Annotated in this window: 15 protein-coding genes; 7 read left to right on the top strand and 8 right to left on the bottom strand. The window is 63.1% G+C overall.

The genetic code is table 11. From position 1 onward, the window contains the following. Positions 1–2: 2 nt before the first annotated feature. Positions 3–1,139, bottom strand: a complete 1,137-nt coding sequence (locus tag AYX22_RS14555; RefSeq protein WP_207594061.1) for a S16 family serine protease — start codon at positions 1,137–1,139, stop codon at positions 3–5. Between the two features lie 210 nt (positions 1,140–1,349). Here AYX22_RS14555 and AYX22_RS14560 point away from each other — a divergent pair, with 210 nt between their 5' ends. Next, the gene (locus tag AYX22_RS14560; RefSeq protein WP_207594062.1) at positions 1,350–2,822 is read left to right on the top strand and encodes a zinc-dependent metalloprotease; all 1,473 of its coding nucleotides are present in this window, start codon (positions 1,350–1,352) and stop codon (positions 2,820–2,822) included. Positions 2,823–2,881: 59 nt separating this feature from the next. On the opposite strand, the gene AYX22_RS14565 is transcribed toward AYX22_RS14560, so the two are convergent. Genes AYX22_RS14565 through nudC form a run of 3 tightly spaced genes read right to left on the bottom strand, consistent with a single transcriptional unit; the run spans position 2,882 to position 6,608 of the window. After that, the gene (locus tag AYX22_RS14565; protein WP_207594063.1) at positions 2,882–3,490 is read right to left on the bottom strand and encodes a YgjP-like metallopeptidase domain-containing protein; all 609 of its coding nucleotides are present in this window, start codon (positions 3,488–3,490) and stop codon (positions 2,882–2,884) included. After that, positions 3,490–5,622 (bottom strand): ATP-dependent DNA helicase UvrD2, encoded by a 2,133-nt coding sequence (locus tag AYX22_RS14570; RefSeq protein WP_207594064.1) that lies wholly within the window; start codon positions 5,620–5,622, stop codon positions 3,490–3,492. The genes AYX22_RS14565 and AYX22_RS14570 overlap by 1 nt, the downstream gene beginning before the upstream one ends. Beyond that, positions 5,619–6,608 (bottom strand): NAD(+) diphosphatase, encoded by a 990-nt coding sequence (gene nudC, locus AYX22_RS14575; protein WP_207594065.1) that lies wholly within the window; start codon positions 6,606–6,608, stop codon positions 5,619–5,621. The genes AYX22_RS14570 and nudC overlap by 4 nt, the downstream gene beginning before the upstream one ends. 171 nt (positions 6,609–6,779) lie before the next feature. Between nudC and AYX22_RS14580 the strand changes: the two genes are divergently transcribed. After that, positions 6,780–8,063 carry a macrolide 2'-phosphotransferase gene (locus AYX22_RS14580; RefSeq protein WP_242703344.1) on the top strand — a complete coding sequence of 428 codons (1,284 nt, stop codon included), beginning with the start codon at positions 6,780–6,782 and terminating at the stop codon, positions 8,061–8,063. A gap of 28 nt (positions 8,064–8,091) precedes the next feature. Here AYX22_RS14580 and AYX22_RS14585 read toward each other — a convergent pair whose 3' ends face one another. Genes AYX22_RS14585 through AYX22_RS14595 form a run of 3 tightly spaced genes read right to left on the bottom strand, consistent with a single transcriptional unit; the run spans position 8,092 to position 15,385 of the window. Beyond that, positions 8,092–11,625, bottom strand: a complete 3,534-nt coding sequence (locus tag AYX22_RS14585; protein ID WP_207594066.1) for an ATP-dependent DNA helicase — start codon at positions 11,623–11,625, stop codon at positions 8,092–8,094. Next, on the bottom strand, positions 11,622–14,972 hold the full coding sequence (locus AYX22_RS14590) for an ATP-dependent DNA helicase (protein WP_207594067.1): 3,351 nt from the start codon (positions 14,970–14,972) through the stop codon (positions 11,622–11,624). The genes AYX22_RS14585 and AYX22_RS14590 overlap by 4 nt, the downstream gene beginning before the upstream one ends. Beyond that, a complete protein-coding gene (locus tag AYX22_RS14595) occupies positions 14,969–15,385 on the bottom strand; it encodes an MGMT family protein (RefSeq protein WP_207594068.1) in 417 nt (138 codons plus the stop codon). The genes AYX22_RS14590 and AYX22_RS14595 overlap by 4 nt, the downstream gene beginning before the upstream one ends. A 66-nt stretch (positions 15,386–15,451) precedes the next feature. Between AYX22_RS14595 and AYX22_RS14600 the strand changes: the two genes are divergently transcribed. From AYX22_RS14600 to AYX22_RS14615, 4 genes are all read left to right on the top strand, one after another. After that, complete coding sequence (locus AYX22_RS14600; protein WP_207594069.1) at positions 15,452–16,162, top strand: 3'-5' exonuclease; 711 nt, start codon at positions 15,452–15,454, stop codon at positions 16,160–16,162. A 324-nt stretch (positions 16,163–16,486) separates the two neighbouring features. Then, on the top strand, positions 16,487–17,437 hold the full coding sequence (locus tag AYX22_RS14605; RefSeq protein WP_207594070.1) for an ABC transporter substrate-binding protein: 951 nt from the start codon (positions 16,487–16,489) through the stop codon (positions 17,435–17,437). Positions 17,438–17,449: 12 nt separating this feature from the next. Continuing rightward, positions 17,450–18,214: an amino acid ABC transporter permease gene (locus AYX22_RS14610; protein ID WP_089595652.1), complete on the top strand. Its 765-nt coding sequence runs from the start codon at positions 17,450–17,452 to the stop codon at positions 18,212–18,214. Beyond that, positions 18,211–18,948, top strand: coding sequence for an amino acid ABC transporter ATP-binding protein (locus tag AYX22_RS14615; protein ID WP_207594071.1), 738 nt, complete (start codon positions 18,211–18,213; stop codon positions 18,946–18,948). The genes AYX22_RS14610 and AYX22_RS14615 overlap by 4 nt, the downstream gene beginning before the upstream one ends. Positions 18,949–19,014: 66 nt before the next feature. Here the strand turns inward: AYX22_RS14615 and AYX22_RS14620 are convergent, their stop codons facing one another. After that, entirely contained in the window at positions 19,015–20,085 is a 1,071-nt protein-coding gene (locus AYX22_RS14620) for a glycoside hydrolase family 3 N-terminal domain-containing protein (protein WP_242703345.1), read from the bottom strand. On the opposite strand from AYX22_RS14620, the gene AYX22_RS24120 reads away from it, so the two are divergent. Beyond that, complete coding sequence (locus tag AYX22_RS24120; protein ID WP_242703346.1) at positions 20,057–20,302, top strand: hypothetical protein; 246 nt, start codon at positions 20,057–20,059, stop codon at positions 20,300–20,302. The genes AYX22_RS14620 and AYX22_RS24120 overlap by 29 nt on opposite strands. The last annotated feature ends 67 nt before the right edge of the window (positions 20,303–20,369 follow it).

Genomic DNA, 20,369 nt, shown 5'->3' on the forward strand with positions numbered 1-20,369 from the left:
GTCTAGTTGTTTGTGCAGGTGGGAAGGCCCGTCGTGTCGTCTCCCGAACCGAGCCGTTCCACAGCGGCGGTGGCATCGGCCAGGGTTTCGACCTTGACCACCTGCAAACCATCGGGAACATGGCCCACGACGTCAGCGCAATTGGCGGCCGGAGCCAGGAACATGGTGGCCCCCTGCTGCCGTGCTCCGATCATCTTCTGGGCTATCCCACCGATGGGACCCACGGCGCCATCGGCTGTGATGGTTCCGGTGCCGGCGACGTGTTTGCCGCCCGTCAGGTCGCCCGGGGCGAGGTTGTCGATGATTCCCAAGGCGAACATCATTCCGGCGCTTGGTCCTCCCACGTTCTCCAAGGAAATACTGACATCGAACGGGAATGTGAAGTCACTGGCCAGGAGCACACCCAGGACATAGCGGTCGGCCGAATTCCTGGTGGGCGTAATGGTTTCCGTCACCAGAGCCCCCTTCCGCTCGACCACCACCTCGGCCGGCGCCCCTGCACCAGCAGCCAACTCGGCCTGGATCACGCTCATGGACGTAATGGCTTTGCCGTTGATGGACTTCAGGAGGTCGCCCTCCTGGATTTTCCCGGCTGAGGGTGAAGCTTCCGAGAGTCCCGCGACATTCAGCCGTTGCTCAAACGGGATATCCAGCTCCCGCAATGCGGCGGCGAACGCATTCTCCTGGGAGGTCTCCATGGCGATCTCACCCTCTTGAACCGTTTGCTCAGCGGTGGTGCCCTTGGGGTAGATCAGTTCCTCGGGATAAATGGCTTTGGAACTGTCCAACCAAGCACGGAACACGTCAAAGATAGTGGCCGGGCTCTTTGGACCGCCGGTCATGACCACGGTGGTGAGATCCAGGTTGCCATTGGCGGGAAAGGATTCGCGTCCGGAGATCTTGATAACGGGTTTATCGCCGTCTTTGCCCAAAGTGTTGAACGTAGGCCCCGCTGACTCAATCACGTAAGGAACCGGCAGGGCGGCAGCGCCAATGCCGAGTCCCAGTGCCAAAAGGCCTGAGATCACCATGATCATGAACCTGGTGTCGCGGGGCGGTGCCGAAGGCACTGAGGAGGGATCGGCGTCGGACGTTTGACGCGGATCCAATGAGCCCTCGGGGCTGGGCGAAGTTAGCATTGAGGCCTCTCTATGCCGGCATTGCGTGACCGGTTACATGGCTGTTGCCACCGAAGACGGCGGCTGCACATACCAAACATCAACACTACGCGGTCCGGCGTTGGCGGGCTGCTTTGCCTACAGCGAACGACGCCGCATCCGGGCAGACAGCGCTACGGCCGCGGGGTACGGTGAAAGAGATCACCAGCCAGTTCGACGATCGGCGGCACCATGACATCCAACCCCAACAACCCGTCCAACGACGACGACACTCCCAAGGATCCGTTGGCAGAAATGCTGCAGAACCTGATGGGCGGCCAGGGCATGGGCAACATCGATCCCGCCGAGCTTGCCAAGGCAGCCGGCCTGCCCAACGATCCCCAACTGCTCCAGCAGATGTTCGCGCAAGTCCAGGCCATGATGAGCTCCACCTCCGAGGGCCCCGTGAACTGGCAGCTTGCCCATGAGAATGCGCGACGGGTTGCAGCGGCAAGCACCGATCCCTCAGTGAACGCCGTGCAGGCCCGGGAGATCGACGAAGCCCTCAGGCTTGCGGAACTCTGGCTGGACCCCGTGACCGATCTTTCAGCAACCGGCCTGATCGGCCACGCGTGGTCGCGGGCAGAGTGGGTGGAGGCGACTCTCGGTACGTGGAAGCGCCTGACCGAACCCGTTGCCAACAGCGTCGCCAACGCCCTGTCCACTGCCCTCACCCAGCAAATGCCCGAGGAAATGAAGTCCATGATGGGCGGTGCCTCGTCGATGCTGCAGAACATGGGTGGCGCAATCTTCGGCATGCAGCTGGGGCAGGCCATCGGTGCGCTCTCGGCCGAGGTTGTCAGCTCCACCGATATCGGTGTTCCTCTGGCTGACCTGGAAATGGCGCTGTTGCCAGCCAACGTCGCCAAATTCGGTGAAGGCCTCAGCCTCCCGGAGAACGACGTCCGTCTGTTCCTTGCCGTCCGTGAAGCGGCGCACGCCAGGCTTTTCGTCCAGGTTCCGTGGTTGCGTGGCCACCTTCTGGGCGCCATTGAGGCTTACGCCCGAGGGATCCACATAGATATGTCCCGTATTGAAGACCTCGCCCGCGACCTTGATCCCAGCAACCCTGAGGGAATCCAGGAAGCGCTCTCGCAAGGTGTATTCACCCCGGAACGGACCCCGGTGCAGACGGCCGCCCTGGAGAAGCTCGAAACCGCCCTCGCCTTGGTTGAAGGCTGGGTGGACGAGCTCACCGCGGAGGCCACGGACAAGGTCCTTCCTTCTGCCACCGCCCTCCGCGAGACCGTACGTCGTCGTCGCGCCACGGGTGGCCCGGCCGAACACGCGTTCTCATCCCTTGTTGGCCTGGAGCTGCGTCCCCGCAGGCTCAGGGAGGCCGCCACGCTGTGGGCAACGCTGAAGGAAGAACGCGGCATTGCCGGCCGTGACGCTATCTGGCACCACCCGGATCTGCTGCCCACCGGTGAAGACCTGGACGATCCCAAGGGCTTCTCCGAACGCCGCCGTTTGGCCGAAGCCAGCGACAGCGAAGTTGACGATGCCCTGCAGAAGCTGCTCAGCGGCGGCTATGACACCAACGAGGCCGGGGATGCTGATGCCCCGGATGCCCCGGATGCCCCGGAAAAGGGCGATGCTGCGGGGAAGACCCCTGGCAAGGAAACCGAAGAAGATGACACGGACACTGAGGGCCCGGCCAAGTAGGCGAGCCCCCGGAGCTTTACGTAGCAACGGCCGCCACCTACCTGGTGGCCGTTGCTGCGTTAAGCCCCTGAATCCGGTGCCGGGTTCGAATCCGGCGGAAGACCCCTTGAGGTGGCAAAGGCAACACCTTCCAGAAAGGCCTTTGCGCGCTGCGTCTCGGGGTACGACTCCACCAGCTTCCAGAAGTCGGCGTTGTGCCCCGCCACCAGCAAGTGCGCGAGCTCGTGCACCAGAACGTAGTCGATAACCCACTGCGGCATGGACTGAAGCTTGTTGGAAAGCCTGATGGTGCCGTCCGCCGGAGTGGCAGAACCCCATCGCGAATTCTGGTTGCTGACCCAACGAACGGATGTCGGGACGGCCCGCCCGCCCAAATAGGTCCGCGAAAGATGCGCGGCATGCTCCGCGAGGACTTCGTCTGTCGCCGGGCGGCGACTGCCCGGGCCTGACCGTCGCTCGCCCTGCTTCTTCAGCTTGGCCAGCATGCGGTGGACCCACTCCCGTTCCTGGGATTTGGTGAAGCTGGCCGGGATGGCAACAACGGCTTTGCCATCCTCCCAAAAAGCAGCGACCGTCCTGCGCCGCCTGGCTGATCGGCGCACGACCACGGGAGCGCCGTCGTCGGTGACCAGGGGAACGTCAGCATCCGCAGCCGATCGGCGCACCATCAGAGCTCGGTGCTCTCGGTCAAGACCGCCAGGACCGCTTCGCCGTAGCGTTCGAGTTTGGACGGCCCAATTCCTGCCAAACCGGCCAACTCCTCCAATGACGATGGCTTGGCCTCGGCGATGGCAGTGAGAGTTGCATCAGTGAAAACAACATAGGCAGGGACATCGGCGGACTTCGCTTCATCCTTGCGCCATTGCCTGAGCGCATCAAAGGTTTGTTCCTCATAGGACGGCGGGCACTGGTTGCAACGTCCCACCTTGCGTTCGGCACCGCTGGCGAGCATGGTTCCGCACACCCTGCACGACGCCGGTGCGGCGGCTTTCCGGCGAGTGGGACCTGTCTTGCTGCGGGCGTTTGCGGACGCCACTGAGTTGGGGCGAAGTCCGTCAAGGAACCTCGATGGCTTGCGGTTGGCACGGCCGCCCGGTGTGCGGGCCGTTGACCAGGACAAGTTCAGATGTTCCCGTGCCCGGGTGATACCGACGTAGAGCAGTCGTCGCTCCTCATCAACGTCTTCCGGGGTGTCTGCGAAGGAGATGGGCATAAGTCCTTCGCTCAGGCCCACCAGGAACACGGCATCCCATTCCAGTCCCTTGGCGGCGTGAAGGGAAGCAAGGGTGACCCCTTGGACGGTGGGTGCGTGCTGGGCTACCGAGCGTTCCTGGAGTTCGTTGACGAATTCGGCCAGCGTGAAAGCCTCGCCACGGCTGACGGCCAGTTCATCTGCCAAAGCGACCAATGCTGCCAAGGATTCCCATCGTTCACGGAGCGCACCCCCGTTGTGCGGCGCGGCGTCGGTATAACCGAGCGACGCGACGATGTCCCGAACGATCTGCCCCAGCGGCTCCTGCGGCCCCTCGGCGACGGCCCGGGTTGCGGCGCGCAGTTGGAGGATGGCGTCGCGGACTTCCTTGCGTGCGAAGAATCGCTCTCCGCCACGAAGCTGGTATCCGATGCCGGCTGAAGCGAGTGCTTGTTCATACGCTTCGGACTGGCCGTTTGTGCGGAACAGAATCGCGATCTCGCTGGCCTTAATTCCGGTATCAAGCAGTTCCTGGATCCGGCCGGCCACCACTGCAGCCTCAGCCTCGTCATCCGGGCATTCCATGAAGCGCGGTTCGGGACCGGCCGGCCTCTGGGCCACAAGTTTAAGCGGCGGCGCCCAGGCAGCATCCGCGACGGGCCCACCGCTTCGCCGGGACCCGAGGAGGTCGTTGGCCAACTTCACCACTTGCGGGGTGGACCGGTAGTCGCGGATCAGCTTAACGACAGTAGCGTCCGGGAATTGCGCTTTGAACCCCAACAGGTGCTTGGGTGAGGCACCCGTGAAGGAGTAGATAGTCTGGCTGGCATCGCCCACCACGCATAACTCGTTCCGGCCTCCGAGCCACAGGTCCAGGAGTCGCTGTTGCAGCGGGGAGACGTCCTGGTATTCGTCCACTACGAAGTGGCGGTACTGTTCCCGGACCGTTGCCGCCACTTTTGGATCCTCTTGGAGGATACCTACTGTGATCAGGAGGACGTCTTCGAAGTCGATGACGTTCCGGTCAGTCTTGATGTCCTCGTATGCCTGGAAAACCCTGGATACCGCCGTCAGGTCAAAACCGCCGGGCGTTCCGCGGTCCTGGGCGTTTTCAAGGTAGTTGGCGGGAGTGAGCATGGACACTTTGGCCCACTCGATTTCTGCGGCCAGATCCCTGATGGTTGCGCGGTCGGTGCTGAGCCGAAGCCTGCGGGAAGCCTCCGCGATCATATTGGCCTTGTGGTCCAACAGATTCGGCAACGTACCGCCGATGGCCTGGGGCCAGAAGAACTGCAACTGCCTCAGGGCGGCTGCGTGGAACGTGCGGGCTTGGACATTCGCCACACCAAGGTCCCGAAGCCTGCTGCGCATCTCCGCAGCGGCACGCGCTGTAAAAGTTACGGCGAGCAACCGCTGCGGACTGTAAACGCCGGAGTGGACCCCGTACGCGATGCGGTGGGTGATGGCACGCGTCTTACCTGTGCCCGCTCCCGCGAGAACGCACAGGGGCCCCGTCAAGGTACTTGCTACTTCGCGCTGTTCTTCATCCAAGCCACCGAGGATGCGTTCCTCCAGTGAACCACCGGCGTCGAAAACGTCTTCGGTCACGGCTGGAGGTCTTCGATAATGCCGCCATACCAATGTTCAATCAGTGAACGCGCAATGGAGAGGCGCGAGGAAATGGTGATCTCTCCGCTGGAAACGGCTGCCTGCAGCTCTTCACGGCTGAACCAGCGCGCCCTGGTGACTTCAATGCCATCCGGCCGGGCCACCGAGTCTTCAGTGGTGGCGGTGAAGCCCAGCATCAGCGATGCGGGAAATGGCCAGGACTGTGAACCGAGGTATTGGCATGCCGACACGCGCACACCTACTTCTTCCCCGATTTCCCGGACAACCGCCTGCTCCAGCGATTCTCCAGGTTCCACGAAGCCCGCGAGCGTCGAGTAATTCCTGGCGTCTGTGGGGCCCCCACCGCCTAGGAGAAGGCGGCCGTCCGGACCCACTACCGTGACAATAATCGCGGGATCCGTCCGGGGGTAATGCTCTGAATTGTCCTTGGGGCACCGACGTACCCATCCGCCGGCCTCGATGTCCGTGGGATGGCCACATTGCGGGCAGTGCGTGTGCGTCGCGTGCCAGTTGGAGATTGCGCTGGCCTCGATGAACAGCGCAGTATCGCTGGCGTCCAATCGGCCGGCGACTTCCCTGAAACCCGCCCATTGGGCATCCGCGGGCACCGTAGCGGTGCCCGGCACCGGTGGTTCCGCCACCGTGAACAACAGGACAGGCGTTCCTTCAGGCAAGGAAGACGATTCCAACGTGATGCCCAGGTAAACAGCCGCGGTGGAACCGGGATTTGCTCCCTTGAGGGCATTCCACAGGGACGTGGCGTCCCCGAACCACAGTCCATCAGCGGTCACGAGTGCCTTGCGCTGGGAAATAACCATGGCTTGGGCCGCCCCGGAAGCCAGGAGGTCCTCCACCATGCCGGGCTTAACCCGGACCCCGGAGCCACGATCCACCATGGCAGGGCGCACTGGAAGAACGGTCTCCATCAGGTGGTTGGCCAGCGCCGGTGACTCCGTATAGCTCATGTATCTACCGTACTGATTCGTACCGACAAATAACATTTGGGAGGGTCCCCCCTTGTGGATGCACCCCGCCGGGCGTCCATCGCCTGCAAAAATGCCCTGTTTTACGGCGGATCTGAAGACTCGCCGCACTGCATCATGGCCACAGGCCCCACTCAATCTACCGTTGAGAAGGTGAGAAGAACACCGCTCGAACTGGCCGCTATAGCAACCGCGGCGGTGCCTGGCCTGGCGCCGACGGCTACAGCCTTTTCCCCCGACGACGACGCCGACTTCGACTCGGCGTTGCTGCTCGACGCGGATGGCAAACGCTGGCGCGTCCGTTCACCGCGCCATCCGGAGGCCAGCACCCGGCTGGAAACCGAATTCATGGTGCTGCGCGCCTTCGCTCCGTCCATTCGCGCAGAGTTGCCCTTCCACGTGCCAACCATTGCCGGCACTGTGCGCCAGGGCGACCTCACCACTTTTGTCTACACCCACCTGCACGGTGCGATGCTCTCCATTGACGAGCTATCTGCCGGCAGTCCCGCCCTTGCCAGGGAGATCGGCTCAGCGCTGGCTGCCATCCATGACCTCCCGTTGACCTTGGTGACCAACGCGGACCTGCCCAGCTACTCTGCCAACGAGTTCCGGCAGCGGAAGCTCAATGAACTGGACCAGGCGGCAACCACTGGCAAGATTCCTGCCACCCTGCTCCGGCGCTGGGGGCACGCCCTGGAAGACGTTGCACTGTGGCGGTTCAATACCTCGGTGGTCCACGGTGACCTCCACGAAGACAACCTCATGGTGCAGGATGACTCCGTGACTGCCCTGACGGGGTGGACCGATCTCCGGATTGGTGATCCCGCCGACGACTTCGCATGGCTGGTGGCATCTAACGAAGCGTCGTTCGTTGAGGCCGTCCTGAACCACTACACCCAGGCACGCCGTGAGAAGCCCGACGTTCATTTGCTCCGGCGGGCAGCTTTGTTGGCCGAATTCGCCTTGGCCCAGTACCTGGTCAAGGCTATGGCTGCCGGGCACCAGAGCATGACGGCGGAGGCAGAGTCAATGCTTCAGACACTCTCCGCTGACATTGACGAGCAAGCGCGGCGTGACGAAGAAGCAGCGCAGGCCGCCGAGAATGAGGCCGCTGAAATCCTGGCTGCCGATGCGCAGGCTGCCGCCACTTCAGCAGGCCAAAACCCTCCCGTCAGTGTCGTAGCGATTCCCAACGCCGAACCAACGGTTACGGTGGCAGCCATCCCCGGGACGTCTGCCACGTCCCCGGAGCGGTCTCTGGAGTCGGCGCAGGCGGGAACAACTGCCCCGGGATCAACTGCCGACGCAGAGGAAACGGAGAAGCCCGTCCAGGCCGGGGGCGGCGATTCCAACGGCACCAACGATCCGGACGACACATCCACTGCCGCCATCAGCGTGGTCAAGGTGACGCCGCTCCATACAGCAAACCGGTCCTAGCACCAATTGGCCCCAGCACCGGTCGGCCCTAGCGTCCTTGGCCGCCGGCTTCCAACGCCTTGGCAACGATTTGTTCCAGTTCGTCGGCGGTTCCCAGATCGTGTGGCCGGACCACTGAGTCATCCGCCACGTAATAGAACGCCGCGCTGACCTCTTCCAGGGGCACACCCTTGAGCCTGGCCCAGGCCAACCGGTAAACGGCCAACTGCACGGCACGTGTTGCCAACTGTTTACCCGCTGGTCGTCGGCCGGTTTTCCAGTCGATCAACTGCCAGCGGCCGTCCGCGTCGCGGAAGACGGCATCGATGCGTCCCCGGACTACGACGTCGCCAATCCGTGTCTCCACCGGCACCTCGACGAAGGCAGGCGCGCGTTGGGCCCACTCGGACTTTTTGAACGCCGCCACCATCTCGTCCAAGCCGTATGCCTCGTCGATGTGCGAATCCGAACCCGGAGCCTCATCGAGGTCAAGCATGCCCGTCGTCCCGAAGTACTCTTCAACCCACGCATGGAAGGCCGTGCCTTTACGCGCCGAAATACCCGGTTCGCGTGGCACCGGCCTGCGGAGCTGCGAAAGCACAGCAGCCGGGTCCGCGCCAAGATCCACGAAGAGTGAGGCAGAGATGTGGCTCGGGAGATGGACATCCTGGGTGGTCTTGCGTTGCTGTTGACGGTCAAGGAGCAGGTCCGCCTCCTGGGCCCATTTCGCCGCCGGGCCCGTGAGCTCAGGGGCCGGAGTTTGGTACGGTGCGCCGGCGATGAACGCGCGGACGTTGGCCGCGGCCTGGTCCATGGCTAGCCTGCGTCCAGGAGCCAGCCTAAGACGGGCGCCAGTCCTGGGATCAGACGGACCTTCCAGGGGATCGTAAGGGAACCCGGCAACTTCAAGGGTGGTGGTCAGTGGGCTTTCCTCCGGGAGTGTTTCCTCAGCCACGGATTCGGGATGAACCACCGCTGAGCCTGTCCGGCCTGCAGGCATCCCAGTACCGTCGCCTGTGGCAACACCCGGAACTCCAGCAAGAGGCGCCAAGTCGGAGAGAAAGGCGGACATACCGGCCATTCCGGAGCGCGAACCGTTCCAGGCAGCACTGGACGCCCATAAGACGAACTTTGCCCGGGTGTAGGCCACATAGGCCAGCCGCCGCTCCTCGGCCTCACCGTGATGCTGGACCTCGGCCTTGAAAACCTTCTCCGCGTCCAGCCACCCCTTTTGGTCTGGCTGGTCCAGGTCCCACTGGGGAAGGTCGGCGCGGTCGCCACGCAACGGCCAAGGCAGCGCCGCAGCCCCACTGCTCCATCGTGAATCCCTGGTGCTGGGGAATGATCCGGCATTGAGGCCAGGGACGAAGACGACATCCCACTCCAGCCCCTTCGAGGCGTGAACCGTCAGCAACTGCACAGCTTCCCGGTTGGTCTCCACAGTGGCCAGATCCAATCCGCCTTCTTCGGAGGCCGCTGCCTCCAACCACGACAAGAAGGCCAGCAGATCAATCCGTTGGGACGTCTGCAGGAATCCGGCCGCGGCATCCTGGAACGCATCAAGGTTCCGGCGGGCCTGGTGGATGCTGATTCCAGGCTTGGCGGCCACCTCGATATCCAGGAGCATGGCGCGTTCAACCTCACCAAGGAGCGTGGTGAGATCATCCCCGATGTAGCTCCGGAGGGAACGAAGTTCCGAGGCAAGGCGGGTCAGTCGTTCCAGGGCAGCGGGACTAAGGGTGCGACCATGCCCCGACGTCCAGCCGGGCTTGGGTAGGAAATCAAGGGCCTCCACCAGGCTGGAGGCATCGGTAATGTCACTTTCAACCACCACTGCGGCCGGTTCCTCGTTGTCATCCATGGGTTCGGAAGCGGTGCCCGGATTTGCCCGGCGGCGAGCCAGGAAACGCGACCAGTCGTTGAACGCCATCAAGTCTGCCGGGCCAATACGCCATCGCGCCCCGGCCAGCAGCCTCATCAGGGCATCGGAACGCCCGGGATCAGCCAACACCCGCAAGGTGGCCACCAGATCCACGATTTCCGGGGTGTCCAACAGGCCGCCAAGACCCACGATCTCGTAGGCGATTCCCTGCAGCTCGAATTCCCGGCGGAGGCATTCCATCTGCGCCCGCCTCCGGCACAGGACAGCCATGGTCGGTTTGACCGGCGTCCCGTCCTTCTCTTCCTCGAAGACTGTCCGTTTGTAGCGCCGGATATCACGGGCAATGACTGCAGCTTCGTCCTCATCGGTGCTGAAACGACCGATTACCACACTTCCGTCCACGGCGGCCGGGCTCGGGGCCAGCGCCGGGACTGAGACATTCCCGGCTGTATCCCTGCCCCCTGCCGGGCCGTCCATGGCCGCAGCCTTGTTCAACGGCGCGGCAATGGTGTTGGCTGCCTCAAGGATGTTCCTGCCATTCCGCCAAGCGGTGGTCAGGTATGAGGTCGGAGCCACTGAATACGTCTCTGCGCCGCCTATGGTGTCCGTGTACCGGACAGGGAACTCCTGGACAAAATGGAAGAGCTGCCCGGCAGAGGCACCCCTGAATCCATAAATCGACTGGTTGGGGTCCCCTACGGCTGTCACTGCGTGACCTTGCCCGAAGAGGCGGGAGAAGAGCACCAACTGGGCATGGGAGGTGTCCTGGAATTCGTCCAGGAGTACCACCTTGTACCGTGCCCGCTCCGTGGACGCTGCGAGCGGGATGTCGCTGGCGATTCGGGCAGCAAGGGCCACGAGGTCCCCAAAATCAAGGACTCCGCGTTGCCGCTTCGCTTCCTGGTAGCGCACCACCATGTCTGCCACGCTGGCGCGGGTCCGGAGCATGGCTGCCAATGATGCTGCTGCCTGGGTGGGGTTTTTGCTGGCACCAGCTACATAGGGAAGCTGCTCGAACGTCTCCACGCGCTCCAGCACCCAGTTGCGTACTGAACCCGGGTCCTGAAGGTGCTCGGCGCACTCCCCCGCCAACTGTATGACGGCGTTGACCAACGTGGACTTGGCCGCCGTGAAATGCTCGTAGTCGCCGTCGTAGGCCTCTACTACTTCGCTGGCCAGCTGCCAGGACTGTGCCCCACCCAGCAGGACGACATCGCGCTCAATGCCCAGCCGGAGCCCATAATCGGTCACAATGCCACTTGCATAGGAGTGGTAGGTGGAAACCTTCGGTTCGAGGTCGTCAGCCCCCAGGAGCCCTTCGGGGAACCCAATGCTGCCGTCATCCTCTGCCGCGATGCGCTGGAGGGTGGCCAGTTTGCTTCGGATCCGGCTGGCCAGTTCGCCGGCAGCTTTACGCGTGAACGTCACGCCAAGCACTTCCTCCGGACGGACCCACCCATTGGCAACGAGCCACACGACCCTGTCCGCCATGGTGGCTGTCTTGCCGGAGCCAGCCCCGGCGATCACCAGCCGGGGTGACAGTGAAGAGGCAATGATGTCCGACTGTTCGGCAGTGGGCAGGTTCTTCTCGCCAAGGATGCCGGCCAGCTCAGACGGAGAGAACCGGGGTTCGGGAACATGTATGCCGTCACGGGTGCCGGGCAGGGCGCCGGCAAATCCGTCCAGGAGCTCTGTTGTCATTCGGTGACCTGCTTTCCTCTGGCGCACAACGGGCAAACATCCGGGAGGCGGCACCCGTGGCCGCCATGCCCGCTCTTGCCGGGATCGTGCCGTGCTTCGAATGAGGCTCCTGCCATGAGCGCAGCAGCGTCGTTGACCAGCTCCTCCGCCCAGTTCACTGAAGGATCCAAGGGATCCTGCTGCTGCACTGCCGGCGTCTTCGCCTTGGTTCCAAGGTGGGCCAGCACCGCGCCGCCAGGTGCGAAACCACCAGCACCGGTGCGGGACCCGGCGTCGAGCGTTTCTTCGCCGGTTCCAGCGTCCCGGAAGGCACCTTTGAGCACCGCCGCCTGGTAAGCACCCAATTGCGGGTGCCTGGCAACTTCGGCCTTGCCCGGTTGACGCTTGCCGGTCTTGAGGTCCACCACCACAAGCCGGCCTTGCGAATCAACCTCCAGGCGGTCCACCTGGCCCCGGAGCACTGCCTGCCGGGTGGCAACCGCTTCGGGATCTGCCGGATCCGAGGCATCGAGGCTGACGTCGGGAAGCTCTACTTCGAAGTCGTGCTCTACGGCCAGCAGGCTCCTTCCCTCGCTGCGCATAATGAGGATGTACTGGGCCAATTTGCGCACCATCTGTTCTGCGCGTTGGAAATCGAGCTTCCCTTCCCAGTTATCCTTCATGCCCAAGGTTGGCCACCGGCGGACGAGTTCAGCCACATATTCTGACCCCGAGGCCTCGGGCAGTTCCTGGGCAATGCTGTGGACCAACGTGCCAAGGCTTCGCGCAAAATCAGTGGCGGCCTCACCACCAGCGGCTTGGACGAACCAGTCCAGCGGTGACTTATGGACAGCTTCAACTTTGGAAGGTGAGACGGAGACTGTTCCCCCCGGAGGGACAACAGGCCCGCTGGAACTCAGCGGTGCCAAACCCCACCATGTGTCCGGGTGGGCCCCCGGAACGGGTGGATCCGTGCTGGCAAGCCGGGCCAGTATCCGCGCTGCTTCCAGCCCTGTGGCGGCAACGTTGGCGGCGTCGGCAACGGACTCCTCCGACTGCGCGTGCTGCCTCAGCTCCGCGACAAGCGCCCTGAGTGTCATGGGGCGGTCCACGGGAGTGTAGTCGCGTTTGTACTGCCCGGACTCCAATGGTGCTACGTAGTCCAGGAACGCCGAGGGCTGGTCGTCTTCAGAGGAGACGGCCGTGCAGATCAAGACTTCACGGGCCCGGGAAACCGCCGTTGAAAAGCTCCTGAGTTCGTCGTACCGAATATCGCGGAGTTTGCTCAGTGGTCCCCGCCGCACGGCGTAGTCCACTCCATGCTCCACGGCGTCGGCGTAGACGGTGCTGCCAAGCAATTCACCACGCAGGCGCGTATTCGGCCAGACGCCTTCCTGGAGTCCGGCGACTATCACCACTGGCCATTCCCGTCCCGCTGCGCTGGCGGGCGTCATGATCTCCACGCACGCCTCAAGCTGGGCTCGTGCCGCAAGAGTGTCCATGGGAAGTTCCTGGTTCAACAGATAGTCCAGGAACTGCTCGGGACCGGATCCGGGTAATTGGTCCACGAAGCGTTCGGCCGTATGGAACAGGGCCATCATGGCGTCGAGGTCGCGATCCGCACGTGCGCCGGCGTTGCCACCCTCCAGCGCCATTTCCGCCCAGCGCGACGACAAACCGGTGGCCTGCCACAAAGCCCACAAGACTGACTCCGCATTGGCACCGGGCTCGGCAGCGGCCGTGGCACCCGCCGCGATCATGCGGGCAAGACGGCGGGCGGCGCTGCCTTCAATGCCCAATGACGCCAGCGCTCCGGGTTCAAGCAGCGCTTCCACCAGGAGGGCATCGCTGGACCTGCCGCCTCCACCCAGGAGTTCCTCGCGCCTGAGTGACTGCCTAAGCCTGCGCAATTCGATGGCAGTGGCTCCGCCGACGCGGGATGTCAACAGCGAAACAGCCATCTCCGGCGTCAACTTGGCCGGGTCCAGGACAACCGCGAAGGCCTCCAGAAGAGGACGCACAGCTACTTCGTCCCGGACGGCCGAGTCTGCCACTGGAACCCGCACCGGTATTCCCTGGCCACTAAGGTAGCGCTGCATCTGTGAAATTTGTCCACCGTTCCGCACGATCACGGCGATGTCACTGAACTCCCGGTTCTCCCTCAGTTGGGCTTCCAGAATCCGCTGGGCTACGTAACGCAGCTCATGCACAGCGGATGGCAGCACATGCCCTTCCACCCTGCCATCACGGGAAGGCGGCTCACCTGCATTGCCCGGACCTGGCAGTTGCTCAAGCCGCCTGGCCAGCTGACCGCCGGAACGCTGTGAAATACGTGCCGCGACGCGCGTCCAGGCCTCTGCTACCACGGGGAGGTGCCGGTGGGTGAACCACAAAGGACGTTCAGTGACCGCGCCCTGGGTGCCTCCCAGCAGCGAAGGCAACTCGGCCACAAGGTCAGGACGGGCACCGCGGAAGCCCTGCACTACGGTATCCGGGGAGTAGGTGACCACGACGTCCTTGCCCTCCGATATATCGGCGAGGAGTTCAAAAATCGCAGGATTGGATTCCTGGGCGTCGTCCACGAGGATCAGCTGAAGGCGTTCACGTTCCGCGGCCAGGAATGCCGGCGAATCCTGGAAGATCTGGCGCGCCGTAGTGATGATTCCTGCGGGGTCAAAAGCCTCGGGCATGCGGAGGTCCAGAACGTCCCGGTATTCGCTGTACAGCTCGGCTGCGGCCATCCAATCGGGACGACCGCATTCGTAGGCGAGACCCACCAAATCCTCTGCGGTACGGCCGGACTCAATGATGCGGTCGAACAACTGGCGGATCTCGTGGCGGAAGCCCCGGGTGGGAAGGGCAGCACTGAGATCCTCCGGCCAGGGCAGCTGGAAACCCGGCCGCGCATGGCCTTCAAGGAGTTCTTTGATGATGAGGTCCTGCTCCGGACCTGAGAGGAGCTTTGGGGGCCTGGCCAGGGGTATGACGCCTTCGGCCTTCGCCCGCCGAATGACGTCGAAGGCGTACGACGCCCAGGTGCGCGCCGGCGTCGTACTGAGACTGCGGTCCAACCGTCCGGTGAAGGTGTCGCGCAAAGCTGCGGCGGCGTGGCGCCCCGGGGCGAGTATGAGGATCTGCTCCGAATTCAGCCCGTCTTCACGGACCCGGCGCACTGCGGATTCCACAAGCACTGTTGACTTGCCCGTGCCCGGACCTCCGGGCACAAGCACGGGGCCGCTCCCCTGCCGGAGGGAAACAACCGCCTGCTGGTCCGGGGACAAGACAGGTGCCGCATAGTGGGTCTCGCGCGGAGGCAGCAGGCGAAGAGCGGCCGGTGATTGGCGGGTTCTGGCGGGAGTGGCGGTCACACAGTCATTTCATCATCGGGCACCGACAATTTATGGAGTTGACGCTCCAACTGGTCAGAGATCACATCAAGTTGATCGAAGTCGGCGTCCGAAGGCGCCCATCGCGCCGTGGTCAGGTCAACCCGCCAACGGCCTTCCCCGGTCCTGAGGAAGGCCTCGTAGGCGCCATGCAGCGGCGTGGATTCCTGCAGGTAATGCTTCAAGGCATCGACCTCGTGGCCGGGAGGCGCTTCCCCGCTGGCCCGAAGGACACGCCACCAAGCCACGGAGCTTCCGTAGTGGCTCATGACTGCGCCGACCTGACGCGGTCCGCCGGCACCCAGGAGCTCTGCCACGTCGCCGTAGGAGACCGCCGATCCCGACGGCACGAGGTCCACCACCGCAAGAACCGCCGTCACATACTCCATCCGCATGTGTTCAGGGTAACGGCAGGAGTGTCGCGCCCAAAGACTGTCGGACCCAGCCGGTAACTTGAAATCATGAGCTCCTGGAACACCCTCTCCCGTGCCGCATTCGACCTCGAGACCACCGGGAAGAACTCGCGGTCGGCACGGATAGTCACGGCTTCGATCACCGTTGTGGATGCCCACGGAGAGCTCATTGCCGAACACGAATGGCTGGCGGATCCGGGCGTTGAGATCCCCCTCGAGGCCAGTGAAGTGCATGGCGTGACCACCGAGAGGGCCCGCGCGGAAGGCCGCCCCGCAGCGGAGGTTACTCGCGAGGTTGCTGCGGTTCTCCAGGAACTTTTCGACGCCGGCACTCCCGTCATCGCTTTCAACGCCAGTTACGACTTCACGGTACTGGCGGCCGAGTCCGCGCGTTATGGCGTACCGCAACTGAGCCGGTTCCCGGTGCTGGACCCCTACGTGATGAACAAGCAAGTGGACCGCTACCGCAAGGGCAAGCGCACCCTTACTGCCCTGTGCGAGGAATACGGCGTGGACCTGACCAACGCGCACACCTCTGCCGCGGATGCACTCGCCACTCTCCGTGTCCTGGACGCGATGGCCGGCAAGTTCCCCAAGCTGCACATGCCGGCAACCACCCTCCACCAACTGCAAGTAGACTGGGCGGCATCGCAGGCCGCCGATTTCCAGCAGTATTTGCGGCGCAGCAAACCCACTGCGGTCATTGAGGGCGAGTGGCCGGTTCTGCCGCCCGAGGACGCCAGCCGCGGCGGTTTCTAAGCCGGGGAGATCCCTTCGAGGCTTCGCCCTGCGACGCATGTCACATGATTCTCGGGAACTCGCGTTTTAGCCTCAGTTGCGCGCGGATTCCACAAGCCAGAGCAGCGTCGGAATAGTACGGCGCTCGATGATGCCCGGGCGGGAACAATATTCGGCGTAATCGAGCGTGAGCCACCATTTCTTCGATTCACCATGCTCCGGTGGGCTGGTGACATAATTAAGTTTGGCGGGTTGAAGTCTGCTAAGGCAGCAAACCTTCTTTCGGTTGCCACATTCCCCGCCCACCGTGAATCGTCTCCGTGACCCGATGAAAGTGATTTCTTTATGAAATTCAAAGCCCCTAAGTGGCTGTCTGTTGCCCCCGTGGCCGCAGCCCTGGTGATTTCCCTGGCAGCATGCGGCGGTGGAACTTCCGAGCCCAGCGGTTCGCCCACCGATGCACTGGCCGGCAGCGACCAGAAATCGCTCGACACGTTCACTACGGCTGAGGTGACGCCGCTGGACAAGATCGACAAGTCCAAGCTGGGCCTCATCACCGACGACACCCTGCGGGTGGGCACCCTCTCCGACGCCCCGCCGAACATCTTCATTGACCCTTCGGGCAAGTTCACCGGCTACGACAATGAGCTCTTGCGCGCCATTGGCGACAAGCTGGGCCTCAAGGTTGAGTTCGCCTCCACTGACTTCTCAGCACTCCTGTCCCAGGTAGGCAACAAGCAGTTCGACGTCGGATCCTCCTCGATCTCCACCACGGACGCCCGCCGCAAGACGGTCGGTTTCACCAACGGCTACGACTTCGGCTACATGGCCATCGTCACCAAAAGCGACTCCAAGGTCACCGGCTTCGCCGACGTCAAGGAAGGACTCCGCATCGGCGTTGTCCAGGGCACCGTCCAGGATGACTACATGACGAACACGCTCAAGATCGAGCCGGTCCGCTTCCCTGACTACAACACGGTCTACGGCAACGTGAAGAACGGCCAGATCGATGCTTGGGTTGCTCCTTCCCAGCAGGCAGAGGGCCAGGTCAAGGAGGGCGACAACACCAAGATCGCCGAGAAGGTTGTCAACACCCAGAACTTCACTGCCTACGCCGTGAACAAGGACAACCAGCCACTGATCGACGCCTTGAACTCGGGCCTGGATGCTGTCATTGCTGACGGCACGTGGGCCAAGCTCACGGCCGAGTGGTACAAGGACCGTCCGACTGCTGCCGAGCAGACCCCCCAGGGCTGGAAGCCGGGCAGCAAGGCCGTCCAGCTCCCCGCCAAGTAACCAGGGCGTTCCATGGATATCCTCAATCAACTGGCCGAGACCTTCTTTGACTGGGAGGCAATGGGCGAAGTCCTCCCCAAGATGTTCGCCGTCGGCCTGCCCAATACCATTGTCCTGGCCGTCGTCTCGGGCATCATCGGGACCGCGCTGGGGATGCTGCTCGCCCTGATGGGGATTTCCCGGAACGCAGCAGCACGGTGGGTAGCCCGCATTTACACGGACATTCTCCGCGGGCTTCCTCCGGTGCTGACCATTCTGGTGATCGGGTTCGGTTTCGGCCCCATCATTCGTGAACTGACGGGCTCCACCAGCCCGTACCCCATGGCCATCGCGGCGTTGTCCTTGATGTCCGGCGCGTACATCGGCGAGATCTTCCGTTCCGGCATCCAGAGCGTGGACAAGGGACAACTCGAAGCGACCCGCGCCCTCGGGTTCAGTTACGGCTCATCCATGCGCCTCGTAGTGGTGCCCCAGGGAATCCGCAGGGTCCTTCCTGCCTTGGTCAACCAGTTCATCGCATTGATCAAAGAATCCTCGTTGGTGTTCATGCTGGGTCTTCTTGCCACAGAGCGTGAGATCTTCCAGATCGGCAAGGATGCCGCCGCCAACAGCGGCAACCTTTCCCCGTATGTCGCTGCAGCCATCTTCTACCTCGCGCTGACCATCCCGCTCACGCACTTCGTGAACTGGATTGATGCCCGCATGCGCTCCGGCCGGCCGGAGAAGAAGGAACCGGACGAGGCAGCAGCAGTGGTAGGAAAGGGAGCCCAGGCATGAGTGAATTCGCTTCAGGAACGTTAACGGCGAAGAACATCCATTTGTCCTTCGGCAGCAACCACGTGTTGCGGGGCATTGACCTGCACGTCGAGAAGGGCACAACGGCCTCCGTGATCGGCCCCTCGGGCTCGGGCAAGTCAACGCTCCTGCGCGTAATGAACCGGCTCATCGAGCCGGACCAGGGGGACATCCTGCTGGATGGACGCTCTGTCCTCAAGGACAACCCGGACGAATTGCGGCGCCGCATTGGCATGGTCTTCCAGCAGTTCAACCTTTTCCCCCACAAGACGGTGGCGGAGAACATTTCGCTGGCCCTGCGCAAGCTCCGTGGCATGTCCAAGGAACAGGCCCGCGATGAAGCACTGGCCCAGTTGGACCTGGTGGGCTTGAAGCACAAGGCAGACGCGCGGCCAGCCAACCTCTCAGGTGGACAGCAGCAACGTGTAGCGATTGCCCGCGCGCTGGCCATGAAGCCCGAGGTCATGTTCTTCGATGAAGCCACCTCCGCACTGGACCCGGAGCTCGTCAAGGGCGTCCTTGCCCTGATGACGGATCTGGCCCAAGGCGGCATGACCATGGTGGTGGTGACCCACGAGATGGGCTTCTCCCGCAATGTCTCCGACGTAGTGACCTTTATGGACGCTGGTGTAGTGGTGGAGTCCGGCCCCCCGGAGCAGCTTTTCACCAATCCGCAAACGGAACGCCTGCAGGGCTTCCTGTCGGACGTCCTTTAGCCAAGACAACCACAAGTCTTGAGAACCCCGCCTTCGTTTCGAAGGCGGGGTTCTTTACTGTGATCATTACCCTGCTTTGACCCGCAGCACTGTCAGGGCGGCAGCATCCACCTTGGCGCGGAAGGAGGCATCTGCTGTGGCTTTCTTCACCACGGCCTGGTGCATGGCAGGAATGCTCGCAGGATCTGCACACACCAGCATGGTTCCACCGGCCGCGAAGAAATTCAGGGCGCGGTCCGCATCGGACCAGGCGCCCAATTGCGCGGCACTGCAGAGGTCGTCGGATAGGACAATCCCCGTGAAGCCGGCGTCTGAACGCAGCATCGTCTCCATCACCGTAGGCGAGAAGGGTGCGATGTTCGAGGGGTCAATCTTGTCGTAGTAGGCATTCGATACCATGACCCACTGCGTGCCTGATGCGATGGCAGCGTGGAACGGTTCCAGGGCGGGATCGTTCCGGGTGGTGGAGGTATCCCTGACATCGCTGGTGACATCCGTGTTGGGGACTACCCTGCCCAGGCCGGGGAAGTGCTTCACTACAGGGGCGACGCCCGCGTCCTTCATGCCATCGGCAAAGGCATTGCCCAGGGTCGACACTGTGCCCGGTGCATAGCCGTACTCACGTTGGAAGTGGCCAATCGGAGCATTGGACGGCGCAAACTCCGGGCTGGTGACTGTGTCCAGCACGGGCGCAAGATTGACGTTGACGCCGGCGCTTCGCAGCTCCTTGCCCCAGGTTGCAGCATCGGCGCGGAGCTTTGACTCCCCTGCCCCTGCCTGCACCAACGCTGTGGGAATTGTTGAGAACCCCGGACCCGAAAGAACCTGGACATACCCGCCCTCCTGGTCGGTCGCTACGAAGAGGGGCAAACCGCCGGTGGTGGCGGTGGAAACCGTTCCCGTCAACGACGACACGACGGCAGCGGTGGCAGCACTGCCTGCCTTGCTGCGCCCGCTCAAGTAGACGTTGCCCGCGTGGTATTCCTTCAACGCCTGCATGGTTCCTGGCTCGGCGCCGGTGGCCTTGGCCGCCACCATGAACAGTTGGCCTACCCTTTGTTCAAGACTGAGCGCCGCCAACTGTTGCTCCGCGGCCGTAGGAGCGCTGGTGGCAGGCGCAGCGGAGGGCGGAGGCACCGTGGATGGCTTTGTTGGCGCCGCTGATGTGGTGGCTGGCTGCGGAGTGCCCGGCGGTGAAGAGGCAGAAGCCGACGGCGTCGCTTCCGTTGCGGGTGGGACGGTGCCTCCGCTGCCGCTTGAGCAGCCGGACGCCATGGCGACCAAAGCTCCAGCCGTCGCGATGCTTACACCGAAGGATGCAATTGTCTGGGTCTTGCGCATGGTAAACCGTTAGTTCGTTGGGGGTGGGTTTCCACCTACGAGCCTACCCCTTGCGGACACAGCAATGCCCCGGGCAAGTG

The sequence above is a fragment of the Arthrobacter sp. D5-1 genome, from assembly GCF_017357425.1.
GTDB lineage: Bacteria > Actinomycetota > Actinomycetes > Actinomycetales > Micrococcaceae > Arthrobacter.

Coding starts and splice junctions, on each gene's coding strand:
- AYX22_RS14555 (WP_207594061.1), bottom strand. CDS start 1,139: ATGCTAACTTCGCCCAGCCCCGAGGGCTCATTGGATCCGCGTCAAACG.
- AYX22_RS14560 (WP_207594062.1), top strand. CDS start 1,350: ATGACATCCAACCCCAACAACCCGTCCAACGACGACGACACTCCCAAG.
- AYX22_RS14565 (WP_207594063.1), bottom strand. CDS start 3,490: ATGGTGCGCCGATCGGCTGCGGATGCTGACGTTCCCCTGGTCACCGAC.
- nudC (WP_207594065.1), bottom strand. CDS start 6,608: ATGAGCTATACGGAGTCACCGGCGCTGGCCAACCACCTGATGGAGACC.
- AYX22_RS14585 (WP_207594066.1), bottom strand. CDS start 11,625: ATGACAACAGAGCTCCTGGACGGATTTGCCGGCGCCCTGCCCGGCACC.
- AYX22_RS14595 (WP_207594068.1), bottom strand. CDS start 15,385: ATGCGGATGGAGTATGTGACGGCGGTTCTTGCGGTGGTGGACCTCGTG.
- AYX22_RS14600 (WP_207594069.1), top strand. CDS start 15,452: ATGAGCTCCTGGAACACCCTCTCCCGTGCCGCATTCGACCTCGAGACC.
- AYX22_RS14605 (WP_207594070.1), top strand. CDS start 16,487: ATGAAATTCAAAGCCCCTAAGTGGCTGTCTGTTGCCCCCGTGGCCGCA.
- AYX22_RS14610 (WP_089595652.1), top strand. CDS start 17,450: ATGGATATCCTCAATCAACTGGCCGAGACCTTCTTTGACTGGGAGGCA.
- AYX22_RS14615 (WP_207594071.1), top strand. CDS start 18,211: ATGAGTGAATTCGCTTCAGGAACGTTAACGGCGAAGAACATCCATTTG.